General features: G+C 55.5%; 19 protein-coding genes and 1 other RNA gene. 11 read left to right on the forward strand and 9 right to left on the reverse strand.

What is annotated here, in order from left to right; genetic code table 11:
- Positions 1-9: 9 nt before the first annotated feature.
- From V6940_RS13550 to V6940_RS13575, 6 genes are all read right to left on the reverse strand, one after another.
- Positions 10-1,335, reverse strand: coding sequence for a hypothetical protein (locus V6940_RS13550; protein WP_333496219.1), 1,326 nt, complete (start codon positions 1,333-1,335; stop codon positions 10-12).
- A gap of 545 nt (positions 1,336-1,880) precedes the next feature.
- Positions 1,881-2,261, reverse strand: an RNA gene (rnpB, locus tag V6940_RS13555) — RNase P RNA component class A.
- A gap of 32 nt (positions 2,262-2,293) precedes the next feature.
- Positions 2,294-3,439 (reverse strand): glycerate 2-kinase, encoded by a 1,146-nt coding sequence (gene garK / locus V6940_RS13560; RefSeq protein WP_333496220.1) that lies wholly within the window; start codon positions 3,437-3,439, stop codon positions 2,294-2,296.
- A 95-nt stretch (positions 3,440-3,534) separates the two neighbouring features.
- On the reverse strand, positions 3,535-4,425 hold the full coding sequence (garR, locus tag V6940_RS13565) for a 2-hydroxy-3-oxopropionate reductase (RefSeq protein WP_333496221.1): 891 nt from the start codon (positions 4,423-4,425) through the stop codon (positions 3,535-3,537).
- A gap of 30 nt (positions 4,426-4,455) precedes the next feature.
- The gene (gene garL / locus V6940_RS13570) at positions 4,456-5,226 is read right to left on the reverse strand and encodes a 2-dehydro-3-deoxyglucarate aldolase (RefSeq protein ID WP_220440907.1); all 771 of its coding nucleotides are present in this window, start codon (positions 5,224-5,226) and stop codon (positions 4,456-4,458) included.
- A 26-nt stretch (positions 5,227-5,252) separates the two neighbouring features.
- Positions 5,253-6,593: an MFS transporter gene (locus tag V6940_RS13575; RefSeq protein ID WP_185667857.1), complete on the reverse strand. Its 1,341-nt coding sequence runs from the start codon at positions 6,591-6,593 to the stop codon at positions 5,253-5,255.
- Positions 6,594-7,006: 413 nt separating this feature from the next.
- Between V6940_RS13575 and garD the strand changes: the two genes are divergently transcribed.
- Complete coding sequence (garD, locus tag V6940_RS13580) at positions 7,007-8,578, forward strand: galactarate dehydratase (protein ID WP_333496222.1); 1,572 nt, start codon at positions 7,007-7,009, stop codon at positions 8,576-8,578.
- A 62-nt stretch (positions 8,579-8,640) separates the two neighbouring features.
- On the opposite strand, the gene V6940_RS13585 is transcribed toward garD, so the two are convergent.
- Positions 8,641-9,456 carry a DeoR family transcriptional regulator gene (locus V6940_RS13585; protein ID WP_333496223.1) on the reverse strand — a complete coding sequence of 272 codons (816 nt, stop codon included), beginning with the start codon at positions 9,454-9,456 and terminating at the stop codon, positions 8,641-8,643.
- Between the two features lie 250 nt (positions 9,457-9,706).
- On the opposite strand from V6940_RS13585, the gene kbaZ reads away from it, so the two are divergent.
- The 6 genes from kbaZ to nagA are packed head-to-tail and all read left to right on the forward strand — an operon-like array spanning position 9,707 to position 14,734.
- Positions 9,707-10,996 (forward strand): tagatose-bisphosphate aldolase subunit KbaZ, encoded by a 1,290-nt coding sequence (gene kbaZ / locus V6940_RS13590; protein ID WP_333496224.1) that lies wholly within the window; start codon positions 9,707-9,709, stop codon positions 10,994-10,996.
- A 26-nt stretch (positions 10,997-11,022) separates the two neighbouring features.
- Positions 11,023-11,496 carry a PTS N-acetylgalactosamine transporter subunit IIB gene (agaV, locus tag V6940_RS13595; protein WP_333496225.1) on the forward strand — a complete coding sequence of 158 codons (474 nt, stop codon included), beginning with the start codon at positions 11,023-11,025 and terminating at the stop codon, positions 11,494-11,496.
- Between the two features lie 10 nt (positions 11,497-11,506).
- The gene (agaW, locus tag V6940_RS13600) at positions 11,507-12,286 is read left to right on the forward strand and encodes a PTS N-acetylgalactosamine transporter subunit IIC (protein ID WP_333496226.1); all 780 of its coding nucleotides are present in this window, start codon (positions 11,507-11,509) and stop codon (positions 12,284-12,286) included.
- Complete coding sequence (gene agaE / locus V6940_RS13605; RefSeq protein WP_333496227.1) at positions 12,276-13,154, forward strand: PTS N-acetylgalactosamine transporter subunit IID; 879 nt, start codon at positions 12,276-12,278, stop codon at positions 13,152-13,154. The genes agaW and agaE overlap by 11 nt, the downstream gene beginning before the upstream one ends.
- A 15-nt stretch (positions 13,155-13,169) precedes the next feature.
- Positions 13,170-13,604 (forward strand): PTS galactosamine/N-acetylgalactosamine transporter subunit IIA, encoded by a 435-nt coding sequence (gene agaF, locus V6940_RS13610; protein WP_333496304.1) that lies wholly within the window; start codon positions 13,170-13,172, stop codon positions 13,602-13,604.
- Positions 13,601-14,734 (forward strand): N-acetylglucosamine-6-phosphate deacetylase, encoded by a 1,134-nt coding sequence (nagA, locus tag V6940_RS13615; RefSeq protein ID WP_333496228.1) that lies wholly within the window; start codon positions 13,601-13,603, stop codon positions 14,732-14,734. Before agaF ends, nagA begins: the two co-directional genes overlap by 4 nt.
- Here the strand turns inward: nagA and V6940_RS13620 are convergent.
- Positions 14,723-15,016 carry a hypothetical protein gene (locus V6940_RS13620; protein ID WP_333496229.1) on the reverse strand — a complete coding sequence of 98 codons (294 nt, stop codon included), beginning with the start codon at positions 15,014-15,016 and terminating at the stop codon, positions 14,723-14,725. The genes nagA and V6940_RS13620 overlap by 12 nt on opposite strands.
- An 18-nt stretch (positions 15,017-15,034) precedes the next feature.
- On the opposite strand from V6940_RS13620, the gene V6940_RS13625 reads away from it, so the two are divergent.
- Positions 15,035-16,189 carry an SIS domain-containing protein gene (locus V6940_RS13625; RefSeq protein WP_333496230.1) on the forward strand — a complete coding sequence of 385 codons (1,155 nt, stop codon included), beginning with the start codon at positions 15,035-15,037 and terminating at the stop codon, positions 16,187-16,189.
- Between the two features lie 12 nt (positions 16,190-16,201).
- Entirely contained in the window at positions 16,202-17,080 is an 879-nt protein-coding gene (gene kbaY, locus V6940_RS13630; protein ID WP_333496231.1) for a tagatose-bisphosphate aldolase subunit KbaY, read from the forward strand.
- 82 nt (positions 17,081-17,162) lie between these two features.
- Here the strand turns inward: kbaY and rsmI are convergent, their stop codons facing one another.
- The gene (gene rsmI, locus V6940_RS13635) at positions 17,163-18,026 is read right to left on the reverse strand and encodes a 16S rRNA (cytidine(1402)-2'-O)-methyltransferase (protein WP_035891050.1); all 864 of its coding nucleotides are present in this window, start codon (positions 18,024-18,026) and stop codon (positions 17,163-17,165) included.
- 62 nt (positions 18,027-18,088) lie between these two features.
- On the opposite strand from rsmI, the gene V6940_RS13640 reads away from it, so the two are divergent.
- Both V6940_RS13640 and V6940_RS13645 read left to right on the forward strand, forming a co-directional pair.
- On the forward strand, positions 18,089-20,182 hold the full coding sequence (locus V6940_RS13640; RefSeq protein WP_333496232.1) for a penicillin-binding protein activator: 2,094 nt from the start codon (positions 18,089-18,091) through the stop codon (positions 20,180-20,182).
- A complete protein-coding gene (locus tag V6940_RS13645; protein ID WP_333496233.1) occupies positions 20,140-20,529 on the forward strand; it encodes a YraN family protein in 390 nt (129 codons plus the stop codon). The genes V6940_RS13640 and V6940_RS13645 overlap by 43 nt, the downstream gene beginning before the upstream one ends.
- Positions 20,530-20,541 lie beyond the last annotated feature (12 nt).

Here is a 20,541-nt window from a genome sequence, read left to right on the forward strand (position 1 = left end):
ACGCGTAAATCAGGAGAAGGCAAGGAACGGCGAGACGCAGAGCAGCAGGCCGGTGATGACGATAATCACCAGAGAGACGCCTTTGTATTTGTGCAGCGCCGGCACCTTGTAAACCAGCCAGGCCGGGATAAGACAGCCGACCATGCCGAAAATAGGGCTACAGATAGAGGTGAAACTCAGCACTGGCGCATTGAGCACGATAGCGCTCCAGGCCAGCAGGATGGCGAAGATCATGATCCCACGCTGCACCAGCGTCTGATTGATTTTGTCCTCTGGTATTTTCCGGCGCAGCAGGTTGATAACGATCCCCTGCGTCGCTTCGCGAAAGCCCAGATAAACACCGAAGAAGGCAGTCATCACAGCAAAGATATTGAGGATCACGCTCACCACGGTCACCCAGGCACCCGCGCTGCCGTTAATAAACTGGGCGGCAATCGCCAGCGCCGAGATGTTCTGCTCGTAAGCTTTCACCGCTTCATCGTGACCCATCGCCAGCGTAAAGGAGACGGCGTAGAAGAAGACCACCACGAACAGAATGCCGAAGGCGATGTTCATTGCCCGCAGCGCCTTGTGACGCGCCACTTCGCGGGATTTCTCCTTTGAGCGGTAGGAGATAACCATCGGGCTCAGGGTTTGAATAAACAGGATAGAGGTCAGGGTAAACGGCAGCGTGATAATGGCGTTTTTAATCAGCAGCCCCATCGGCGGCAGCGTTCCGGCGTTGTACAAATGCCACATGCCCACCATCGACACCCCAAGTGCCGCCACCACCAGCAGTTTGGTCAGCACCATAAAGCTGGAGACTTTAAACAGCAGCTTCTCCCCACGCGACGATATCGCCACCAGCACGCAGATCAGCACCAGGCCATAAAATGGGTTTTCGGAGAGCAGTCCGTCAGTCACACCAAAGGTATGCAGATAGGAGGCACTGTCGTTGGTGATCGCCGTGGAGTAAACGAACATCCAGATAACCAACATGATGAAGTAGAGCGCACCGAGTAAGATCCCCCAGTTTTTGCCGAGGTAGCCGCTGATAACGCTTGGGTAGTCTTTACACTCCGGTGATTCCGCCAGGGTGTTGATAAACAGGCGCTGGAACAGGTACATCGCCGGGTAGCCAACGATGGAGGAGAGCAGGAAGACCCACAGCCCCATCAGACCAACCTGAACCGGCAGGAACACGATCCCCGCCCCAATCGCCATCCCGATACTCATAATGACCCAGCCAACGTCGGTACTGTCGAATTTTATTGCCGCCTGCCATTCACTGTCTGACATGCCCGCTCGCGCGGCCGCTGACGACGTCGGTGCGGTTGCTATTGAGATTGTTTCCATAACAAATTCTCACTCTTAGTATGTAGGGGTTTATTGTTCTAATGCAGTTTGATATTCCAGGTAGTGCAGATATTACAGGCTTATTCACTGCCTTTTTTAGAGTGAGAAAATGATAGCGCGGGTTAAGGAGAAAAAACTTGCAACTCCATGCGCTGAGAAACGTCGAAAGTAGAAAACATTGCTACGATTAGCGCAAAATAAACCAATGTATTTCTCTTTAACTAAAAAAAGAGAGATTTCGGTTGTTTTCGCATCCAAAGATACAATCGTAATAAATTGTTTTATAAGGAATTTTAGTCGGATACTGGTTTCTTCAATGATGAACGCTACGCGGGTTTTGTGAGATAGCGCAATGAGCCGTGTTAACAAGGTGTGAAGTTAAAGAAAGGAAAATAATGACGGTTATCACACCATTGCATCAATTTAGTGAATAACTCTATTGTTTGTATGGATATGGTAAACAATCAGAATATAACGCTACTGAAAAGCTACGTTCTTCATTGGCAACGAAAAGCAAAAACCCCGCCGAGGCGGGGTTTTTTAAGAGGTGAAACTGACCGATAAGCCGGGTTCTGTCGTGGACAGTCATTCATCTAGGCCAGCAATCGCTCACTGGCTCAAGCAGCCTACCCGGGTTCAGTACGGGCCGTACCTTATGAACCCCTATTTGGCCTTGCTCCGGGTGGAGTTTACCGTGCCACGGACTGTTACCAGCCGCGCGGTGCGCTCTTACCGCACCCTTTCACCCTTACCTGATCCCGCTTGCGCGGGCCATCGGCGGTTTGCTCTCTGTTGCACTGGTCGTGGGCTGTTACACCCCCCAGGCGTTACCTGGCACCTTGCCCTATGGAGCCCGGACTTTCCTCCCCTCCGCCCGTCTCCCCCGAAGAGGACGACGACGAAGCGGCGACTGTCTGGTCAGCTTCGGCGCGCAGTATAGAGGGTTTGCGTGCCGATGTCACCCTTCGATCCGCATCCCCACCTGAATGGCGGTGGCGATGTTCCGGGAGGTCTGATAAATATTCTCCGCCGCATCGCGGAAAGCCTCTTCCAGCGAGCCAATGCGGTTCAGCACGCTGAATACCGAATCAATACCGTACTGGTGCACCACACCGACATCGCGCGTCAGGCTGCCGGCAATGCCGATAACCGGTTTATGGTATTTCTTCGCCACGCTGGCTACGCCTACCGGTACCTTGCCGTGAATGCTCTGGCTATCGAGGCGACCTTCGCCAGTAACCACCAGCGTGCAATCGTGAATATGCTCTTCCAGATTCAGCGCCTGGGTCACAATCTCAATGCCGCTGCGCAACTCTGCGCCCAGGAACGCCATCAGCGCCGCCCCCATTCCACCTGCGGCGCCAGAGCCCGGCACGGTTTTCACATCGATACGCAGCGAGGCTTTGATCGCCTCCGCATAGTGGGCCAGGTTGCGATCCAGTTCGACGATCATCGCCTCGGTCGCCCCTTTCTGCGGGCCAAAGATGCAGGAAGCGCCCTGCGGCCCCGTCAGCGGGTTCGTCACGTCGCAGGCTACGCGAATCGCACAGTGCTGCAGACGGGCGTCCAGGCCGGAAATATCAATGTGATTAAGGCTCATCAGGCTGCCGCCGCCAAAGCCAATCTCCTTGCCCTCGGCATCGCACAGCTTCGCGCCGAGCGCCTGTACCATACCGGCACCGCCGTCGTTGGTTGCGCTGCCGCCAATGCCGATAATAATGTTCTTCACCCCGCTCTCCAGCGCCTGGAGGATCAGCTCCCCGGTGCCGTAAGAGGTGGTAATCAGCGGGTTACGCTGTTCTGGTGGCACTAATGCCAGGCCGCTTGCGGCCGCCATTTCAATAAAAGCGGTATTTCCGTCGCCGGAGATCCCCCACTGTGCTTCCACGACTTCACCAAGCGGGCCGGTGACCGTTGATGTCACCGAACGCCCCTGCGTGGCCGCAATCATCGCCTCAACCGTTCCTTCTCCACCGTCGGCGACCGGCACTGACACGAATTGCGCTTCCGGAAAGATTTCCCGAAATCCTTTTTCTATTGCCTGAGCTACCTCGGTGGCAGAAAGGCTTTCTTTATAAGAGTCTGGGGCGATTACGATTTTCATATCTGAGCCTATTAGCGCACGACGCCGGAGGGCGTTTTACTGCTCCGGCCTACCCTGTAAGCCCGGCACGCAATGCGCCACCGGGCACAACGTCCTTAGCGAGTGACTTCCACTTTCGCCAGCTTCTCGTAATAGCACGCCAGAGCGCTATGGTCGGCGGTTCCCAGACCATCGGCACGCAGCGCCTGCATCATCTCCATCACCGCCGCGGTCAGCGGCAGCTGAGCGCCAACGCCGTGCGAGGTATCCAGGGCGTTAGCCAGATCTTTAATGTGCAGGTCGATACGGAAACCTGGCTTAAAGTTACGGTCCATCACCATCGGTGCTTTCGCGTCCAGCACGGTGCTGCCCGCCAGACCGCCGCGAATCGCCTGATAAACCAGATCCGGGTTGACGCCCGCTTTGGTCGCCAGGGTCAGCGCTTCAGACATCGCCGCGATGTTCAGCGCCACGATCACCTGGTTTGCCAGCTTGGTGACGTTACCCGCACCGATGTCGCCGGTATGCACCACCGAACCCGCCATCGCTTTCATCAGGTCGTAGTACTTATCGAAGATAGCTTTATCACCGCCCACCATTACCGACAGCGTACCGTCGATGGCTTTTGGCTCGCCGCCGCTGACCGGCGCATCGAGCATCTCAACGCCCTTCGCCTTTAACGCATCGCTAATTTCGCGGCTAGCCAGCGGAGCAATCGAACTCATGTCGATAAGCACGGTGCCCGGCTTCGCGCCTTCGATAATGCCATTTTCACCCAGCGCCACTTCTTTCACGTGCGGAGAGTTTGGCAGCATGGTGATGATCACATCGCACTGCTCGGCAATCGCTTTTGCCGTAGTTGCCGTTTCGGCACCGGCGGCGATCGCTTCAGCGATCGTTTCAGGATTACGGTCAGAAACCACCAGCGAGTAACCTGCTTTCAGCAGATTTTTACTCATCGGTTTACCCATGATACCCAGGCCAATAAAACCAACTTTCATCGTCATTTCCTCAAATGTGTATGTATTCGGTGGTGGTTACTTCTTGAAGGCGTCAGCCAGCTTCTGCGTACCGGCACGGAACACGCCCAGATCGCTGCCAACCGCCACAAAGGTTGCGCCCCATTCCAGGTAGCGGCGCGCATCGGCTTCTACCGGCGCCAGAATGCCGCTTGGCTTACCGTGCGCTTTGGCACGGGCGAAAATGTGTTGAATCGCCTGCTGCACTTCCGGATGAGAGGCGTTACCCAGATGACCTAACGCGGCAGCCAGGTCGCTTGGGCCGACGAAGATCCCGTCAACGCCGTCGGTAGCGGCAATAGCATCAACGTTGTCGACGCCCAGCTGGCTCTCGATCTGCACCAGGATGGTGATGTTCTTATTGGACTGCGCGAAGTAATCCGGCACGGTGCCAAACATGTTGCCGCGATGCGAAACGGATACGCCGCGAATGCCTTCTGGCGGATAGCGGGTAGAAGAGACCGCCTGCGCGGCTTCTTCTTCGGTTTCTACAAACGGAATCAGGAAGTTGTAGAAACCGATATCCAGCATGCGCTTGATAATCACCGGCTCGTTGGTCGGGATACGCACCACCGGCGCGCTCGCGCTGCCTTTTAAGGCCATCAGCTGCGGGATGAGCGTCGTCACGTCGTTCGGCGCATGTTCACCGTCCAGTACCAACCAGTCGAAACCGGCCAGTCCTAACACTTCGGTGCTGATTGGGCTGGAGAGTGCAGACCAGCAGCCAATCTGAACCTGTTTGGCAGCCAGTGCCGCTTTGAATTTGTTAGGGAAAATCGCGTTATCCATTTTCATTACCTTAAGTTAGTCGTGGCTTACTTACGCAGTTCCAGACGTTTGATGTCGCCCACCACAAACAGGTAGCAAACCATCATCATCAGCGCAGAGCAGCCTACAAAAATCAGTGCGCCATTAAAGGAGTGCAGCTCACTCACGATATAGCCAATCACCAGTGGCGTGACGATAGACGCCACGTTACCGAAGACGTTAAACAGCCCGCCGCACAGCCCAACAATCTCTTTCGGTGCCACATCGGAGATAACCGGCCAGCCGAGTGCGCCAAAGCCTTTACCGAAGAAAGCCAGCGCCATCAGGGTTACCACCAGCGCGGTGTTATCGGTGTAGTTACACAGAATAATCGTCGATGCCAACAGCATGCCCAGTACGATAGGCAGCTTACGAGCAAAGGTCAGCGTACAGCCACGGCGGATCAGGTAGTCAGAGAACAGACCGCCCAGCACACCACCAGCAAAGCCACACAGTGCCGGGATAGACGCCACCAGCCCCACTTTCAGAATCGACATCCCTTTATCCTGCACCAGGTAAATCGGGAACCAGGTGAGGAAGAACCAGGTAATGGTGTTCAGGAAGTACTGACCAAAGAAGATACCTAACATCATACGGCTGCTGAGCAACTGCTTGATGTACTCCAGCTTCGGACCTTTTGCCGCATCACTGCCCGGCTTTTTATGGTCCATATCGACCACGGCGCCGTTATCCGCAATAAACTTCAGTTCATCTTTAGACATACGCGGATGGTCAGTCGGGTTATGAACAAATTTCACCCACATCCCGGTCAGCACGAAGCCAATCGCCCCCATCACGGTAAAGACGTGTTCCCAGCCCCAGGCAAAGGTCAGCCAGCCCAGCAGTGGAGAGAACAGCGCTAACGAAAAATACTGCGCAGAGTTAAAAATAGCGGACGCGGTGCCACGCTCTTTGGTTGGGAACCAGGCCGCCACGATACGGGCGTTCGCCGGGAAAGATGGCGCTTCGGAGAAGCCCAGCATAAAGCGCATAAAGAACATGGAGACGCCTGCCCACGCTAATGGGAAGAAGCCAACAAAGCCCTGCAGGAAAGTGAACAGCGACCAGAAGAACAGGCTGTAGGTGTACACTTTCTTCGAACCAAATTTATCCAGTAACCAACCACCGGGGATCTGCATGAGCAAATAAGCCCAACCGAACGCAGAGAATATATACCCCATTTCTACCGCACTCAGTCCCAGCTCTTTCGCCACCGATGTACCGGCAATGGAGAGCGTGGCGCGGTCAGCATAGTTAACGGCCGTAACAATAAAAATAACTAACAAAATTAAATAACGAGTCGGCATTCCTTTCGTTGATCCAGAAACATCAGCAGTATCATGTATCATTTTATTATCCTCGGGGGTACAGAGCACCTTAATTGTATTTTTATTATTAAGGCATATTTCGCTGATTATTAATTGATAACAAGCGACTAAATAAACCAATAAGACACTATGAAATCGGGATTCAGTATAATCAGGAAACCAGCGCCATACATTGTGCAAACACACAATCTCAACGCTTTTAAAAATCTTTTAATTATACATATGCACATAACACTGGGCGCTGATGCACAATTTCACGCTTTGATACCCTTGCGCCACGCGGCATCACAATAATAAGTGATCTCAATCACATTTTTAAACTTAAACACCTGACATGCTTTATTCCATAATCAAAGTGTTATTATTTTCAATAATGAAAAGTCTGACACTTATACCTTTTATTTTTTGCCCCGCTGGCTGGAGAATACTGGACAATGGCTAACATTGAAATCAGACAAGAATCGCCGACTGCTTTTTATATTAAAGTGCACGACACTGATAATGTGGCGATTATTGTTAACGATAACGGACTAAAAGCAGGAACGCGTTTTCCTGATGGTCTGGAATTAATTGAGCATATTCCCCAGGGGCATAAAGTGGCTCTGGTGGATATTCCCGAACGTGGCGAGATTATCCGCTACGGCGAGGTCATCGGCTATGCCGTTCGCGATATCGTGAAGGGCAGCTGGATTGATGAGTCCACGGTCATTCTGCCGGAAGCGCCGCCGTTGAACACACTCCCGCTGGCCACCAAGGTGCCGGAAGCGTTGCCGCCGCTGGAAGGTTACACCTTCGAAGGCTACCGCAACGCCGACGGCAGCGTCGGTACCAAAAACCTGCTGGGTATCTCCACCAGCGTGCACTGCGTGGCGGGCGTGGTGGATTACGTGGTCAAGATTATTGAACGCGATCTGCTGCCAAAATACCCGAACGTCGATGGCGTGGTGGGCCTTAATCACCTGTACGGCTGCGGCGTGGCAATTAATGCCCCGGCGGCCATCGTGCCAATCCGCACCATCCATAACATCGCCCTGAACCCGAACTTTGGCGGCGAAGTGATGGTGGTCGGCCTTGGCTGCGAAAAACTGCAGCCAGAACGCCTGCTGCAAGGGACCGAAGATGTGCAGAGCATCCCGGTCGACAGCGCCAGCATTGTGCGCCTGCAGGACGAACAGCATGTCGGCTTTAGATCGATGGTCGACGACATTCTGCAGGTGGCCGAACGTCACCTGGAAAAACTGAACAAGCGCCAGCGTGAAACCTGCCCGGCATCTGAACTGGTCGTTGGGATGCAGTGCGGCGGCAGCGATGCCTTCTCCGGCGTCACCGCCAACCCGGCGGTGGGCTACGCCTCTGACCTGCTGGTACGCTGCGGCGCAACCGTCATGTTCTCGGAAGTGACCGAAGTACGTGATGCCATCCACCTGCTCACCCCGCGCGCCATCAACGAAGAAGTCGGTAAACGCCTGCTCGAAGAGATGGCCTGGTACGATAACTACCTCGATATGGGCCAAACCGACCGCAGCGCCAACCCGTCTCCGGGCAACAAAAAAGGCGGTCTGGCAAACGTGGTAGAAAAAGCGCTGGGCTCTATCGCCAAATCAGGCAAGAGCGCCATTGTGGAAGTGCTGTCGCCGGGCCAACGCCCGACCAAACGCGGCCTGATTTATGCCGCTACCCCGGCAAGCGATTTCGTCTGCGGCACCCAGCAGGTGGCCTCCGGCATTACCGTGCAGGTCTTCACCACCGGCCGTGGTACGCCGTACGGCCTGATGGCGGTGCCGGTCATTAAGATGGCCACCCGCACCGAGCTGGCGAACCGCTGGTATGACTTAATGGATATTAACGCCGGGACCATCGCGACAGGCGAAGAGACGATTGAGGATGTAGGCACGAAGCTGTTTGAGTTTATCCTGGATGTCGCGAGCGGGCGGAAGAAAACCTTCTCGGATCAGTGGGGGCTGCATAACCAGCTGGCGGTGTTTAACCCAGCGCCGGTGACCTGATGCGCTAAACGCACGCCTGCCTGATAACAACCGGGGTAGCCCTGACGCTACCCCGGTTTTTTTTATTCGTCTACCGCAACCAGCGTGACGTCGATACCGCTTTTACGCAACCCTTCCAGACTTTCCGCCGGGATACCTTCATCCACGATGATCATATCCACACGCTGCATATCAATGATCTTATGCAGGCTGGAGTGGTTAAACTTGCTGGAGTCGGTGACGACAATAATTTTCTCCGCCACTTCGCTCATCCGCCGATTCAGCCGCGCCTCATCTTCGTTATGGGTGCTGATCCCGCGATCAAGATCGATAGCATCCACACCCAGAAACAGCATGTCGAAATGGTAATTCTGCAATGACTGCTCCGCCTGATCGCCATAGAACGATTGCGACTGACGACGCAGGTGTCCACCGGTCATTAGCAGTTCAACCCCTTCGGCATCCAGCAGCGCATTGGCTACGTTCATGCCGTTTGTCATAGCAATCACATCCGTATGCTGGCGCAGTTGGCGCGCAATTTCATAGGTGGTGGTTCCCGAGTCGAGAATGATACGGTGCCCAGGCTTTATCAACTGCGCAGCCGCTTCGGCAATGCGCCGCTTAATCGCGGTGTTCCGAGAACTTTTATCTTCCACCGAAGGCTCATTGCCAGGCGGATTACCATCACAGATTAACGCGCCACCGTAGGCACGTACCGCAATGCCCTGCTTTTCCAGAAACGCCAGGTCATTACGAATCGTAACGGTCGACACGCCAAAATGGGTGGAGAGGTCGTTAACCTGAACGCTTCCCTGCTGGCGCAAGCGCTGAATAATGAGTTCACGCCTCTCACTGGTCCCCGTGATGCGCTTTTCTGCGGACGAATCCGTACTGCTCATAGTGAGTCCCTTAAATTGAACTTTCGTTTCATTTCTATTTATCTATTAACGCCTTTCTTTTAATGGAATGCAAGTCTCAGAAACGGAGACTGCGCGGCACCTCTCACCGCCTTCACTTTCATTATGTTTCTTTTGTGAAACAGATCTGAAAATGAAAATCTTTCGTTTTATTTTCCGCATGGCTTGATACAGTATCAAATGAAATAAAACGAAAGGCTATAATCAAAAATAATCGTATGCGGAGAGGAAAGTGAAACATCTTATTGAAATGGTGCAGCAACACAAACGGGGAAACGCAAAGGGCATTTATGCCGTTTGTTCAGCGCATCCACTGGTTCTGGAAGCGGCGATGCATCTGGCCCGGCAAAACCACAGCCCATTACTGATTGAAGCCACCTCTAACCAGGTCGATCAGTTTGGCGGCTATACCGGTATGACGCCTGTCGATTTCCACCGTTTCATTCACCAACTCGCTGATTCCCTAAACCTGCCGCGCGAACAGCTGATTCTCGGCGGCGATCACCTCGGCCCAAACCGCTGGCAAACGCTGCCTGCCGAAGCGGCAATGGCGAATGCCGATGAACTGATCAAAAGCTATGTCGCAGCCGGATTTAAAAAAATCCATCTCGATTGCAGCATGTCCTGCGCCGACGACCCCGTCCCATTAACCGATGCGATCGTCGCAGGGCGCGCCGCACGGCTTGCCGCCATTGCCGAAGAGACCTGTAAAACGCACTTCGGTCACTCTGACCTCGTGTACGTCATTGGTACCGAGGTTCCGGTACCGGGCGGCGCACATGAAGCACTTACTGAACTTGCCGTCACCACACCGGAAGCGGCGCAGGCCACGCTGCAGGCCCACCACAACGCGTTTGAAGCCAGGGGGCTTGGCGATCTCTGGCCACGCATCATTGCGTTAGTCGTACAGCCCGGCGTGGAGTTCGACCACACCAACGTTATCGACTACCAACCGCAGAAGGCCGTAGCCCTGAGCAAGATGGTGGAATCACATCCGACGTTGGTCTTTGAAGCGCACTCTACCGACTACCAAACGGCGCACGCGCTGCGCCAGTTGGTTGTTGACCACTTTGCCATTCTGAAAGTCGGCCCAGGGCTCACCTTCGCCCTGCGCGAAGCGCTATTCTCACTGGCGGCGATTGAAGAAGAGTTGCTGCCCGCTAAGGCCATTTCCGGACTGCGCCGCGAGCTGGAAAACGTCATGCAGGATCGCCCCGAATACTGGCAGAGCCACTACCACGGCGACAGTAATACACGCCGACTGGCTCGCAGCTATAGCTACTCGGATCGCATGCGCTACTACTGGCCCGATGCCCAGGTCGACAGCGCCTACGAACGACTGGTACGCAACCTCGCGGATACCCCGATTCCACTGCCGCTGATAAGCCAGTACCTCCCTTTGCAATATGCCAAAGTCCGCGAAGGCAGCCTGAGTGCCGCACCGCACGCGCTCATTATTGACCACATTCAAGACGTTTTACGCCAGTACCACGCCGCCTGTCAGGGTAGCGAAACCCGATAGCGAATAAAAATTTAGAGGAAAAAGCTATGCCTAACATTGTGTTAAACCGTATTGATGAGCGCTTAATTCACGGCCAGGTTGGCGTGCAATGGGTGGGGTTTGCGGGGGCAAACCTGGTGCTCGTCGCCAACGATGAAGTCGCACAGGATACCGTGCAACAAAACCTGATGGAGATGGTACTGGCCGAAGGGATCGCCGTACGTTTCTGGACGCTGCAAAAGGTGATCGACAATATCCATCGCGCAACGGATCGCCAGAAGATCCTGCTGGTGTGTAAAAACCCAGCCGATTTCCTCACGCTGGTTGAAGGCGGGGTGCCCGTTAAACGTATCAACGTCGGCAATATGCACTACGCCGAGGGCAAAAAGCAGATTGCCAAAACCGTCTCCATCAATGCTGAAGACACCCGGGCTTTCAACGGGCTGAAAACGGAAGGCGTGGAGTGCTTCGTCCAGGGAGTGCCAACCGAACCGGCGTTAGATCTCTATAAGCTCATCTGAGGCAAATACGATGGAAATCAACTTACTACAGGCTTTTGCATTGGGCATCCTCGCCTTTATCGCAGGCCTGGATATGTTTAACGGTTTAACGCATCTGCATCGCCCAGTGGTACTGGGGCCGTTGGTCGGCCTGATTCTCGGCGACCTGCACACCGGTATTCTCACCGGCGGGACGCTGGAGCTGGTCTGGATGGGTCTGGCGCCGCTTGCCGGTGCCCAGCCGCCTAACGTCATTATCGGTACCATCGTCGGCACCACGTTCGCCATTACCACCGGTGTGAAACCCGACGTCGCCGTTGGCGTAGCCGTGCCGTTCGCCGTGGCGGTACAGATGGGTATCACCTTCCTGTTCTCCATCATGTCAGGTGTCATGTCACGCTGCGACCGCATGGCCTCGAACGCGGATACTCAGGGCATTGAGCGCGTTAACTACCTGGCGCTGCTGGCACTTGGCACCTTCTACTTCTTATGCGCCTTTTTACCGATTTACTTCGGTGCAGAGCATGCCAAAACCGCGATAAGCGTTCTGCCCGAACGTTTGATCGATGGCCTTGGCGTGGCGGGCGGCATCATGCCTGCTATCGGCTTTGCCGTGCTGCTGAAAATCATGATGAAAAACGTCTACATCCCTTACTTCATCATCGGCTTTGTCGCTGCCGCATGGCTCAAACTACCGGTGCTGGCGATTGCCGCTGCGGCGCTGGCGATGGCCATGATCGACCTGCTGCGCAAGAATCCGGAACCTAAAGTGTCTCAGGCACAGAAAGAGGAATTTGAAGATGGCATCTAATCAAACCACCCTGCCGAATGTTGCCGGAAGCGAAGAGACGCTGCTGAGCGGGGTAAACGAAAACGTCTATGAAGATCAGTCAATTGGCGCTGAATTAACGCGTAAGGACATCAACCGTGTGGCCTGGCGTTCCATGCTGCTGCAGGCCTCTTTTAACTACGAACGTATGCAAGCATCGGGCTGGTTATATGGCCTGCTGCCCGCCCTGAAAAAGATCCACACCAATAAACGCGACCTGGCGCGTGCAATGAAAGGGCATATGGGGTTCTTCAACACCCACCCCTTCCTGGTCACGTTTGTCATCGGCATTATTCTGGCGATGGAACGTTCCAAACAGGACGTTAACAGTATTCAAAGCACCAAAATCGCGGTCGGCGCACCGTTAGGCGGCATCGGTGATGCTATGTTCTGGCTCACGCTGCTGCCTATCTGCGGTGGTATTGGCGCAAGCCTGGCGCTTCAGGGATCCATTCTGGGGGCCGTGGTCTTTATTGTGATGTTCAACGTCGTGCACCTGGGCCTGCGCTTTGGCCTTGCCCACTATGCTTATCGCATGGGGGTCGCCGCGATTCCGTTAATTAAGGCGAACACCCAGAAGGTCGGTCATGCGGCATCTATCGTTGGGATGACGGTGATTGGCGCACTGGTTGCCACCTACGTCCGCTTAGCCACAACGCTTGAGATTACCGCCGGAGATGCCGTCGTCAAACTGCAGACCGACGTGATTGATAAGCTGATGCCCGCGTTCCTGCCATTGGTCTACACCATGACCATGTACTGGCTGGTACGCCGTGGCTGGAGCCCGTTGCGTCTGATTGGTATTACCGTGTTGCTGGGCGTTGTCGGTAAATTTTCCCATTTCCTGTAAGCAAAAGAGGTCATGATGTTAGGCATTATTCTTTGTGGGCACGGCGGGTTCGCCAGCGGGCTGGAACAAGCTATGAAGCAGATTCTGGGTGAGCAGCCGCAGTTTATCGCCATTGATTTCCCGGAAACCTCCACCACTGCGCTGCTAACTTCGCAACTGGAAGCTGCAATGGCGCGGTTGGATGCCCAGCAGGAGATCGTTTTCCTGACGGACCTTTTAGGCGGAACACCTTTCCGCGTTGCCTCCACGCTTGCCATGCAAACCGCGGGCTGTGAAGTGATTACCGGCACCAACCTCCAGCTGTTGCTGGAAATGGCAATGGACCGCGATGGGTTAAACAGCACGGAGTTTCGTCTCCAGGCTCTGGAGTGCGGACATCGCGGACTGACCAGCCTGGCCGATGAGCTCAAAAACTGCCGCGAAGAGGTTCCGGCAGAGGAAGGTATATGACCCAGGTACTGCGCGCACGCAGGGTATTGAGCGAAAGCGGCTGGCTGGACGACCATCAGGTCAGTCTCGTTGACGGGAAGATAGCGCAAATCACGCCAATTCCCGCCGGTATAGCCACCCGCGACGTTGACCTGCTGTGCCCGGCTTATCTTGACCTGCACGTTCACGGCGGCGCAGGCGTAGATGTGATGGATGACGATCCCCATACGCTGGAGACGCTGGCGATACATAAAGCCTGCGAGGGCGTCGGCGCCTGGCTCCCCACCACCGTCACCGCCCCGCTTCCTGCGATCGAAAGCGCGCTCGGGCGAATCGCCCAGCGCATGCAGGCAGGGGGCAAGGGAGCGATGGTGCTGGGAAGCTACCTTGAGGGGCCGTACTTTACGCCTCAGAACAAGGGCGCACATCCACCCGAGCTGTTTCGCGAGCTGGACACCCACGAGCTGGATAGGTTGATTGCCCACTCGCAAAACACGCTTCGCGTGGTCGCGCTGGCGCCGGAAAAAGCCGGGGCGCTGGAGGCCATTGCACATCTGAAGCGATGCGGCGTTCGTGTGATGCTCGGCCATAGCGCCGCTACCCACGCGCAGACCGTTGCCGCCTTTGATGCCGGTGCAGACGGGCTGGTGCACTGCTTCAACGGCATGACCGGCCTGCATCACCGGGAGCCCGGTATGGTCGGCGCGGGCCTGACCGATCCGCGCGCCTGGCTTGAGCTGATTGCCGATGGCCACCATGTGCACCCAGCGGCCATGCGGCTTTGTGCCCACTGCGCCCCGGAACGTACGATCCTTATCACCGATGCGATGCGAGCTGCCGGAATGCCAGACGGGCGCTACGACATCTGCGGCTATGACGTTGAGATGCGCGATGGCATCGTACGCACCTCGTCCGGCGGCCTGGCGGGCAGCACGCTCTCGGTCGATACGGCGGTCAGAAACATGGTGGCGATGGCAGGTGTCAGCGTAGAAGAGGCAATCCGTATGGCCTCTTCACATCCCGCAAAGCTTCTCGGCGTGGATGACTACCTGGGGTCGATTGGCGTAGGGAAGCTGGCAAACCTGATTGCGCTAAACCACTCGCTTCAGGTGCAGCAAATCTGGATCAAGGGCATACCGCTAAACCTTTAAACTTTCACTATCTATCGAAGGGGTCCCTGCGCTGACGCGTGGGGACCTTTCTTTTTCTTTCTTATCATCCGCCATTCCTTCGCCGCTAAAAACATAACGCATTGAATAAAAAAGACTAAATAAAAAGAAATCGCTTTCATCTCTAATTTTTCGTTTTATTTTTATTTTCATTATTGAACTTTCGATTTCTTTTCTGTAGATTTCTTTTAAAGACTTAAGCATTAAAGTGAAACGAAACGAAAGATAAACATGGGCAGCAACATTCTCTGATGCTGAGTTCATACGATTAAGGATTGCGTTATGTCAGAAACCTACACCCCGTCTCGCACCAGAACCCGTTCCTGGACTGAAGAAGAAATCCATCAGCAGCCGGTCAGCTGGCTTCGCTCCCTGGCACATATTGATGAGAACCGCCAGGCCATCGACGACTTTCTTACTCCGCTGTTGGATCGACACGATCTACAGATCGTCCTCACTGGCGCAGGCACCTCAGCCTTTATTGGCGACATAATCGCCCCATGGCTCAGCCATCATAGCGGCAAAGATTTTCGCTCGATCCCCACCACCGATTTGGTGTCTAACCCGCTGGATTACCTGAGAACCGAAGGCCCGCTGCTGCTGGTGTCATTCGCACGCTCCGGTAACAGCCCTGAAAGCGTGGCGGCCGTCGATCTGGTCAATCAGCTGGTTCCTGAATGCTATCACCTGGTGATCACCTGCAACGAAGCGGGAAGCCTGTACCTGAACGCCCAACAAAGCGCCAATGCGCTGGTATTGCTGATGCCCGCCGAAACCCACGATCGTGGCTTTGCCATGACCAGCAGCATCACCACCATGATGGCAAGTTGCCTGTCGGTCTTCGCTGCAAAGGCTATCAACAGCCATACCTTCCAGGATGTCGCCAGACGCTGCCAGACCATTCTTAACGAACTGGGCGACGGCGCGAACGGCGTGTTCGGTCAGCAGCCCTGGAAACGCATTGTCTACCTGGGAAGCGGCGGCCTGCAGGGCACCGCACGTGAATCCGCGCTTAAGGTACTGGAGTTAACTGCCGGTAAAATTGCCGCATTCTATGACTCCTCCACCGGCTTCCGTCACGGCCCTAAATCACTGGTCGATAGTGAAACGCTGATCGTGATGTTCGTCTCCAGCCATCCTTACACGCGCCAGTACGATCTGGATCTACTGGCAGAGCTGCACCGTGACCAGCTCGCTATGCGCGTTGTGGCTATTTCGGCTGAAGCCGACGAGGCGATCGTCGCCGGTCCTCACATTCTTCTGCCGCCGTCGCGCCTATTCAGCGACGTCGAGCAGGCTTTCTGTTTCCTGATGTACGCCCAGATTTTTGCGCTGTCGGAGTCCATCAACGCCGGCATCACGCCGGATACGCCTTCCGCTAGCGGCACGGTTAACCGCGTAGTGCAGGGCGTTAACATTCACCCATGGCGCGGCTAAGAGGATTAAATAATGGCTATTATTTCCACGAAATATCTGCTTCAGGACGCTCAGGCAAAAGGCTATGCGGTCCCCGCGTTTAACGTGCATAACGCCGAAACGATCCAGGCGATCCTTGAGGTATGCAACGAGATGCAATCCCCGGTGATCCTCGCCGGCACCCCAGGAACGTTTAAGCACATTGCCTTCGAAGAGATTTACGCCCTGTGTGAAGCCTACTCTGCCAGCTACCACTTTCCGCTGGCGCTGCACCTCGATCACCACGAGTCGCTGGCTGACATTCGCCATAAAGTCAACGCAGGCGTACGCAGCGCGATGATTGATGGCAGCCACTTCCCGTTTGATGAAAACGTGAAGCTAGTGAAATCAGTGGTCGATTTTTGCCACCACAACGACTGCAGCGTTGAAGCAGAGCTGGGGCGGCTTGGTGGCGTGGAAGATGATATGAATGTCGATGAAGAGAGCGCTTTCTTTACCGACCCACAGGAGGCGCGTCGCTTCGTTGAACTGACCGGCGTAGACAGCCTGGCTGTCGCCATCGGCACCGCCCACGGCCTTTATACCAAGCGCCCAAAAATCGACTTCAAGCGTCTGGCTGAGATCCGCAAGGTGGTAAATGTTCCGCTGGTCCTGCACGGTGCCAGCGACGTTCCCGACGAGTTTGTTCGCCAGGCAATTGAGCTGGGCATCTGCAAAGTTAACGTCGCAACCGAACTCAAAATCGCCTTTGCCGATGCGGTGAAGCAGTGGTTCGCTGAGAACCCGGAAGGTAACGATCCACGCTACTACATGCGAGTGGGGATGGATGCCATGAAGGAAGTGGTCAGAAACAAAATCAACGTCTGCGGCTCGGCGCAGAGAATTCAGACGGGCGTAGCGGCTACGGCCTAAGCGATGATACAAAGGGGCCCGGAAATCCCGAGCCTCTTTTGTATTTCAGGTTCTATATTGCACAGGTTTTCAGGCTTTTTCCCTACTCCCCCTGCTGCTCCAGCGCGTACTTATACAGCGCATTCTTCTTCACGCCGTGGATTTCCGCCGCTAGCGCCGCCGCCTTCTTCAGCGGCAGTTCAGCCTGTAACAACGCCAGGGTGCGCAGCGCATCGGCAGGCAGTTCGTCTTCCTGCGCTTTGTGCCCTTCCACAATCAGCACCATCTCGCCTTTACGGCGGTTTTCATCTTCTTTCACCCACGCCAGCAGCTCGCCTACCGGCGCACCGTGAATGGTTTCCCAGGTTTTGGTCAGCTCGCGTGCCAGCACCACGTAGCGGGATTCGCCCCAAACGGCGACCATATCCTCCAGGCTGTCGAGCAGACGGTGAGTGGATTCATAGTAAATCAGCGTACGCGGCTCGGCTTCGATAGCTTTCAGCGTATCGCGGCGGCCTTTAGACTTAGCCGGCAGGAAACCTTCATAGCAGAAACGGTCTGACGGCAGCCCAGCGGCGCTCAGGGCAGCAATCGCCGCGCACGGCCCCGGCAGCGGCACCACGCGGATACCCGCTTCGCGGCAGGTACGCACCAGATGGTAGCCAGGGTCGTTGATAAGCGGCGTTCCGGCGTCAGAAACCAGCGCGATGTTCTGCCCTTCCTTCAGTTTCGCCACCAGCGTTTCCGCTTTTTGTTGCTCATTGTGATCGTGTAAGGCAAACAAACGGGCGTTAATGGCGAAGTGTTGCAGCAATAAACCTGTATGACGGGTGTCTTCAGCCGCAATTAAATCAACAGCTTGCAATACTTCGAGCGCTCGTTGGGTAATATCAGCCAAATTTCCGATAGGAGTAGGTACAATAAAGAGTTGGCCTTGAGAATTATCCGCCGATTCGTGTTGTTTCATTGTTTCGTCCGTATTGCCGATTTAATATTGAGCATTGCGTAAAAAATATTACTGGATACAAAATGGTACCCTCAACATTTTCTCGTATGAAAGCCGCGCGCTGTCTGCCGGTCGTCCTGGCAGCGCTGCTGTTTGCAGGCTGTGGCACCCAGGCCCCCGATCAGAGTGCAGCCCAACTTCAGGGCGCGACGCAGGCTGACTCCGGCTTTTATCTGCAGCAGATGCAGCAAAGCTCGAATGATAGCAAGACCAACTGGCAATTACTCGCCATTCGTTCATTGCTGAAGGAAGGCAAGAGCCAGCAGGCGCTGGAGCTGTTCAATCAGCTACCGCAGCAGCTGAACGCTGCTCAGCGTCAGGAACAGGCGCTGCTAGCGGTTGAACTGAAGCTGGCGCAGAAAGACTACGCTGGTGCACAGGCGCTGCTGCAAAAGCTGAAGGCCGATGATTTCGACAGTGCGCTGCAGGCGCGTTTCTGGCAGGACACCATCAGCGCCGAGCAGGGTAAACCGTCCCTGACGCTGCTGCGTGCCCTGATTGCCCAGGCACCGCTGCTGACCACTCAGCCGGAAAGACAGCAAAACAGCGACGCCACGTGGCAGGCGCTTTCCTCCATGACCCAGGAGCAAGCCAACGCGCTGGTGATCAACGCGGATGAAAACGTGTTGCAAGGCTGGCTCGATCTGCAGCGCGTCTGGTTCGATAACCGCAACGATCCCGATATGCTGAAAGCCGGTATTAAAGACTGGCAGACCCGTTATCCGCAGAACCCAGGCGCGAAAGTGCTGCCATCACAGCTGGCGAACGTGCAGAACTTTAAACCCGCATCGGTCAACAAAATCGCTCTGCTGCTGCCGTTAAACGGCCAGGCCGCGGTGTTTGGCCGTACCATTCAGCAAGGCTTTGAAGCGGCGAAGAACGGCACCATGCCGGTGAGCGGCAGCGCGGTACCGGAACAGGTCGCTCAGGCAGCGACCGCCGCCGTGGTTAGCCCATCTCAGGCTGAAGTTACCGACCTGACTTCACCGCAAAGCCAGGCGCCGGTTCAGGCGCCAGCAGCGGCTCCAGTTCAGGCCGCACAGGCCAACAGCGCAGCCGCGCCTGCCACTCAGGCACCCGCGGCCGACGCGGCTCCGGCTCAAACACCGGCAGTGCAGCCCGTCGCGAGCGTAGCGGCGAATCCGTCCGCCGAGCTGAAAATCTACGATACCTCTTCGCAACCGCTGAACCAGATTCTGGCGCAGGCGCAGCAGGACGGCGTCAGCCTGGTGGTTGGCCCGTTGCTGAAAAACAATGTTGAAGAGCTGATGAAAACCAACACCACGCTGAACGTGCTGGCGCTGAACCAGCCGGAAGCGGTAAGTAACCGTGCTAACATCTGCTACTTCGCGCTGTCACCGGAAGATGAAGCCCGCGATGCGGCGCGTCATATTCACGATCAGGGCAAACAGTCTCCACTGCTGCTGGTACCGCGTAACGCCCTCGGCGATCGCGTTACCCAGGCCTTCGCCGACGAGTGGCACAAAATCGGCGGTGGTACGGTCTTACAGCAGAAGTTCGGTTCCCTGTCCGAGCTGAAAGGCGGCGTGAACGGTGGTTCCGGTATCTCGCTGTCCGGCACCCCGGTTATCTCCGCACAGTCTCAGCCGCAGGGCGTTACCATCGGTAACCTGACCATTCCAGCCGCACCGACCGACGCGCAAATCACCGGCAGCAATAAGGTAGACGCGGCGTATATCCTGGCAACCCCGGAAGAGATCGCCTTTATCAAACCGATGATTGCGATGCGTAACGGCAGCCAGAGCGGCGCAATGCTGTACGCCAGCTCACGCAGCGCACAGGGCACCGCTGGTCCGGACTTCCGTCTGGAGATGGAAGGCCTGCAGTACAGCGAAATCCCAATGCTTGCCGGCAGCAACCCGGCGCTGATGCAGCAAGCGCTGCGCGCGGTGAACAATGACTATTCGCTGGCGCGTCTGTACGCCATGGGCGCGGATGCCTGGGCGCTGGCCAACCACTTCGCACAGATGCGGGGCGTGCCGGGCTTTGAGCTGAACGGCAATACCGGCGATCTCAGCGCCACTCAGGACTGCGTGATTAACAGGAAGTTATCATGGCTCAAATACCAGCAGGGGCAGATCGTTCCCGCCAGTTAACGACAAAACAGGTTGGCGACGCCGCGGAACAGCGCGCGCGTCGCTGGCTTGAAGGCCAGGGACTGGTGTTTATCGCCGCCAACGTGCGCGAACGCAGCGGCGAAATTGATTTGATTATGCGGGAAGGGACGGTCACGGTTTTCGTGGAAGTTCGCTATCGCAGCTCGGGGTTTTACGGCGGTGCTGCCGCCAGTGTGACCCGGAGCAAACAAAACAAACTGTTACAGACTGCCCGCTTGTGGCTTGCCCGCCACAATGGGAGTTTTGACACTGTGGATTGCCGTTTCGATGTGATAGCCTTCACCGGCAATGAAATCGAATGGTTTTCAAACGCTTTTAGCTCATAGAATGTAAAGGGA

It is taken from the genome of Kluyvera sp. CHPC 1.251 (assembly GCF_036759945.1).
Classification (GTDB): Bacteria; Pseudomonadota; Gammaproteobacteria; order Enterobacterales; family Enterobacteriaceae; genus Kluyvera; species Kluyvera sichuanensis.

Bases quoted from the DNA above. Each gene is read 5' to 3' on its own strand.
- V6940_RS13550 (WP_333496219.1), bottom strand. From the start codon at position 1,335: ATGGAAACAATCTCAATAGCAACCGCACCGACGTCGTCAGCGGCCGCG.
- garK (WP_333496220.1), bottom strand. From the start codon at position 3,439: ATGAAAATCGTAATCGCCCCAGACTCTTATAAAGAAAGCCTTTCTGCC.
- garR (WP_333496221.1), bottom strand. From the start codon at position 4,425: ATGACGATGAAAGTTGGTTTTATTGGCCTGGGTATCATGGGTAAACCG.
- garL (WP_220440907.1), bottom strand. From the start codon at position 5,226: ATGGATAACGCGATTTTCCCTAACAAATTCAAAGCGGCACTGGCTGCC.
- V6940_RS13575 (WP_185667857.1), bottom strand. From the start codon at position 6,593: ATGATACATGATACTGCTGATGTTTCTGGATCAACGAAAGGAATGCCG.
- garD (WP_333496222.1), top strand. From the start codon at position 7,007: ATGGCTAACATTGAAATCAGACAAGAATCGCCGACTGCTTTTTATATT.
- V6940_RS13585 (WP_333496223.1), bottom strand. From the start codon at position 9,456: ATGAGCAGTACGGATTCGTCCGCAGAAAAGCGCATCACGGGGACCAGT.
- agaV (WP_333496225.1), top strand. From the start codon at position 11,023: ATGCCTAACATTGTGTTAAACCGTATTGATGAGCGCTTAATTCACGGC.
- agaW (WP_333496226.1), top strand. From the start codon at position 11,507: ATGGAAATCAACTTACTACAGGCTTTTGCATTGGGCATCCTCGCCTTT.
- agaE (WP_333496227.1), top strand. From the start codon at position 12,276: ATGGCATCTAATCAAACCACCCTGCCGAATGTTGCCGGAAGCGAAGAG.
- agaF (WP_333496304.1), top strand. From the start codon at position 13,170: ATGTTAGGCATTATTCTTTGTGGGCACGGCGGGTTCGCCAGCGGGCTG.
- nagA (WP_333496228.1), top strand. From the start codon at position 13,601: ATGACCCAGGTACTGCGCGCACGCAGGGTATTGAGCGAAAGCGGCTGG.
- V6940_RS13620 (WP_333496229.1), bottom strand. From the start codon at position 15,016: ATGAACTCAGCATCAGAGAATGTTGCTGCCCATGTTTATCTTTCGTTT.
- V6940_RS13625 (WP_333496230.1), top strand. From the start codon at position 15,035: ATGTCAGAAACCTACACCCCGTCTCGCACCAGAACCCGTTCCTGGACT.
- kbaY (WP_333496231.1), top strand. From the start codon at position 16,202: ATGGCTATTATTTCCACGAAATATCTGCTTCAGGACGCTCAGGCAAAA.
- rsmI (WP_035891050.1), bottom strand. From the start codon at position 18,026: ATGAAACAACACGAATCGGCGGATAATTCTCAAGGCCAACTCTTTATT.
- V6940_RS13640 (WP_333496232.1), top strand. From the start codon at position 18,089: ATGGTACCCTCAACATTTTCTCGTATGAAAGCCGCGCGCTGTCTGCCG.
- V6940_RS13645 (WP_333496233.1), top strand. From the start codon at position 20,140: ATGGCTCAAATACCAGCAGGGGCAGATCGTTCCCGCCAGTTAACGACA.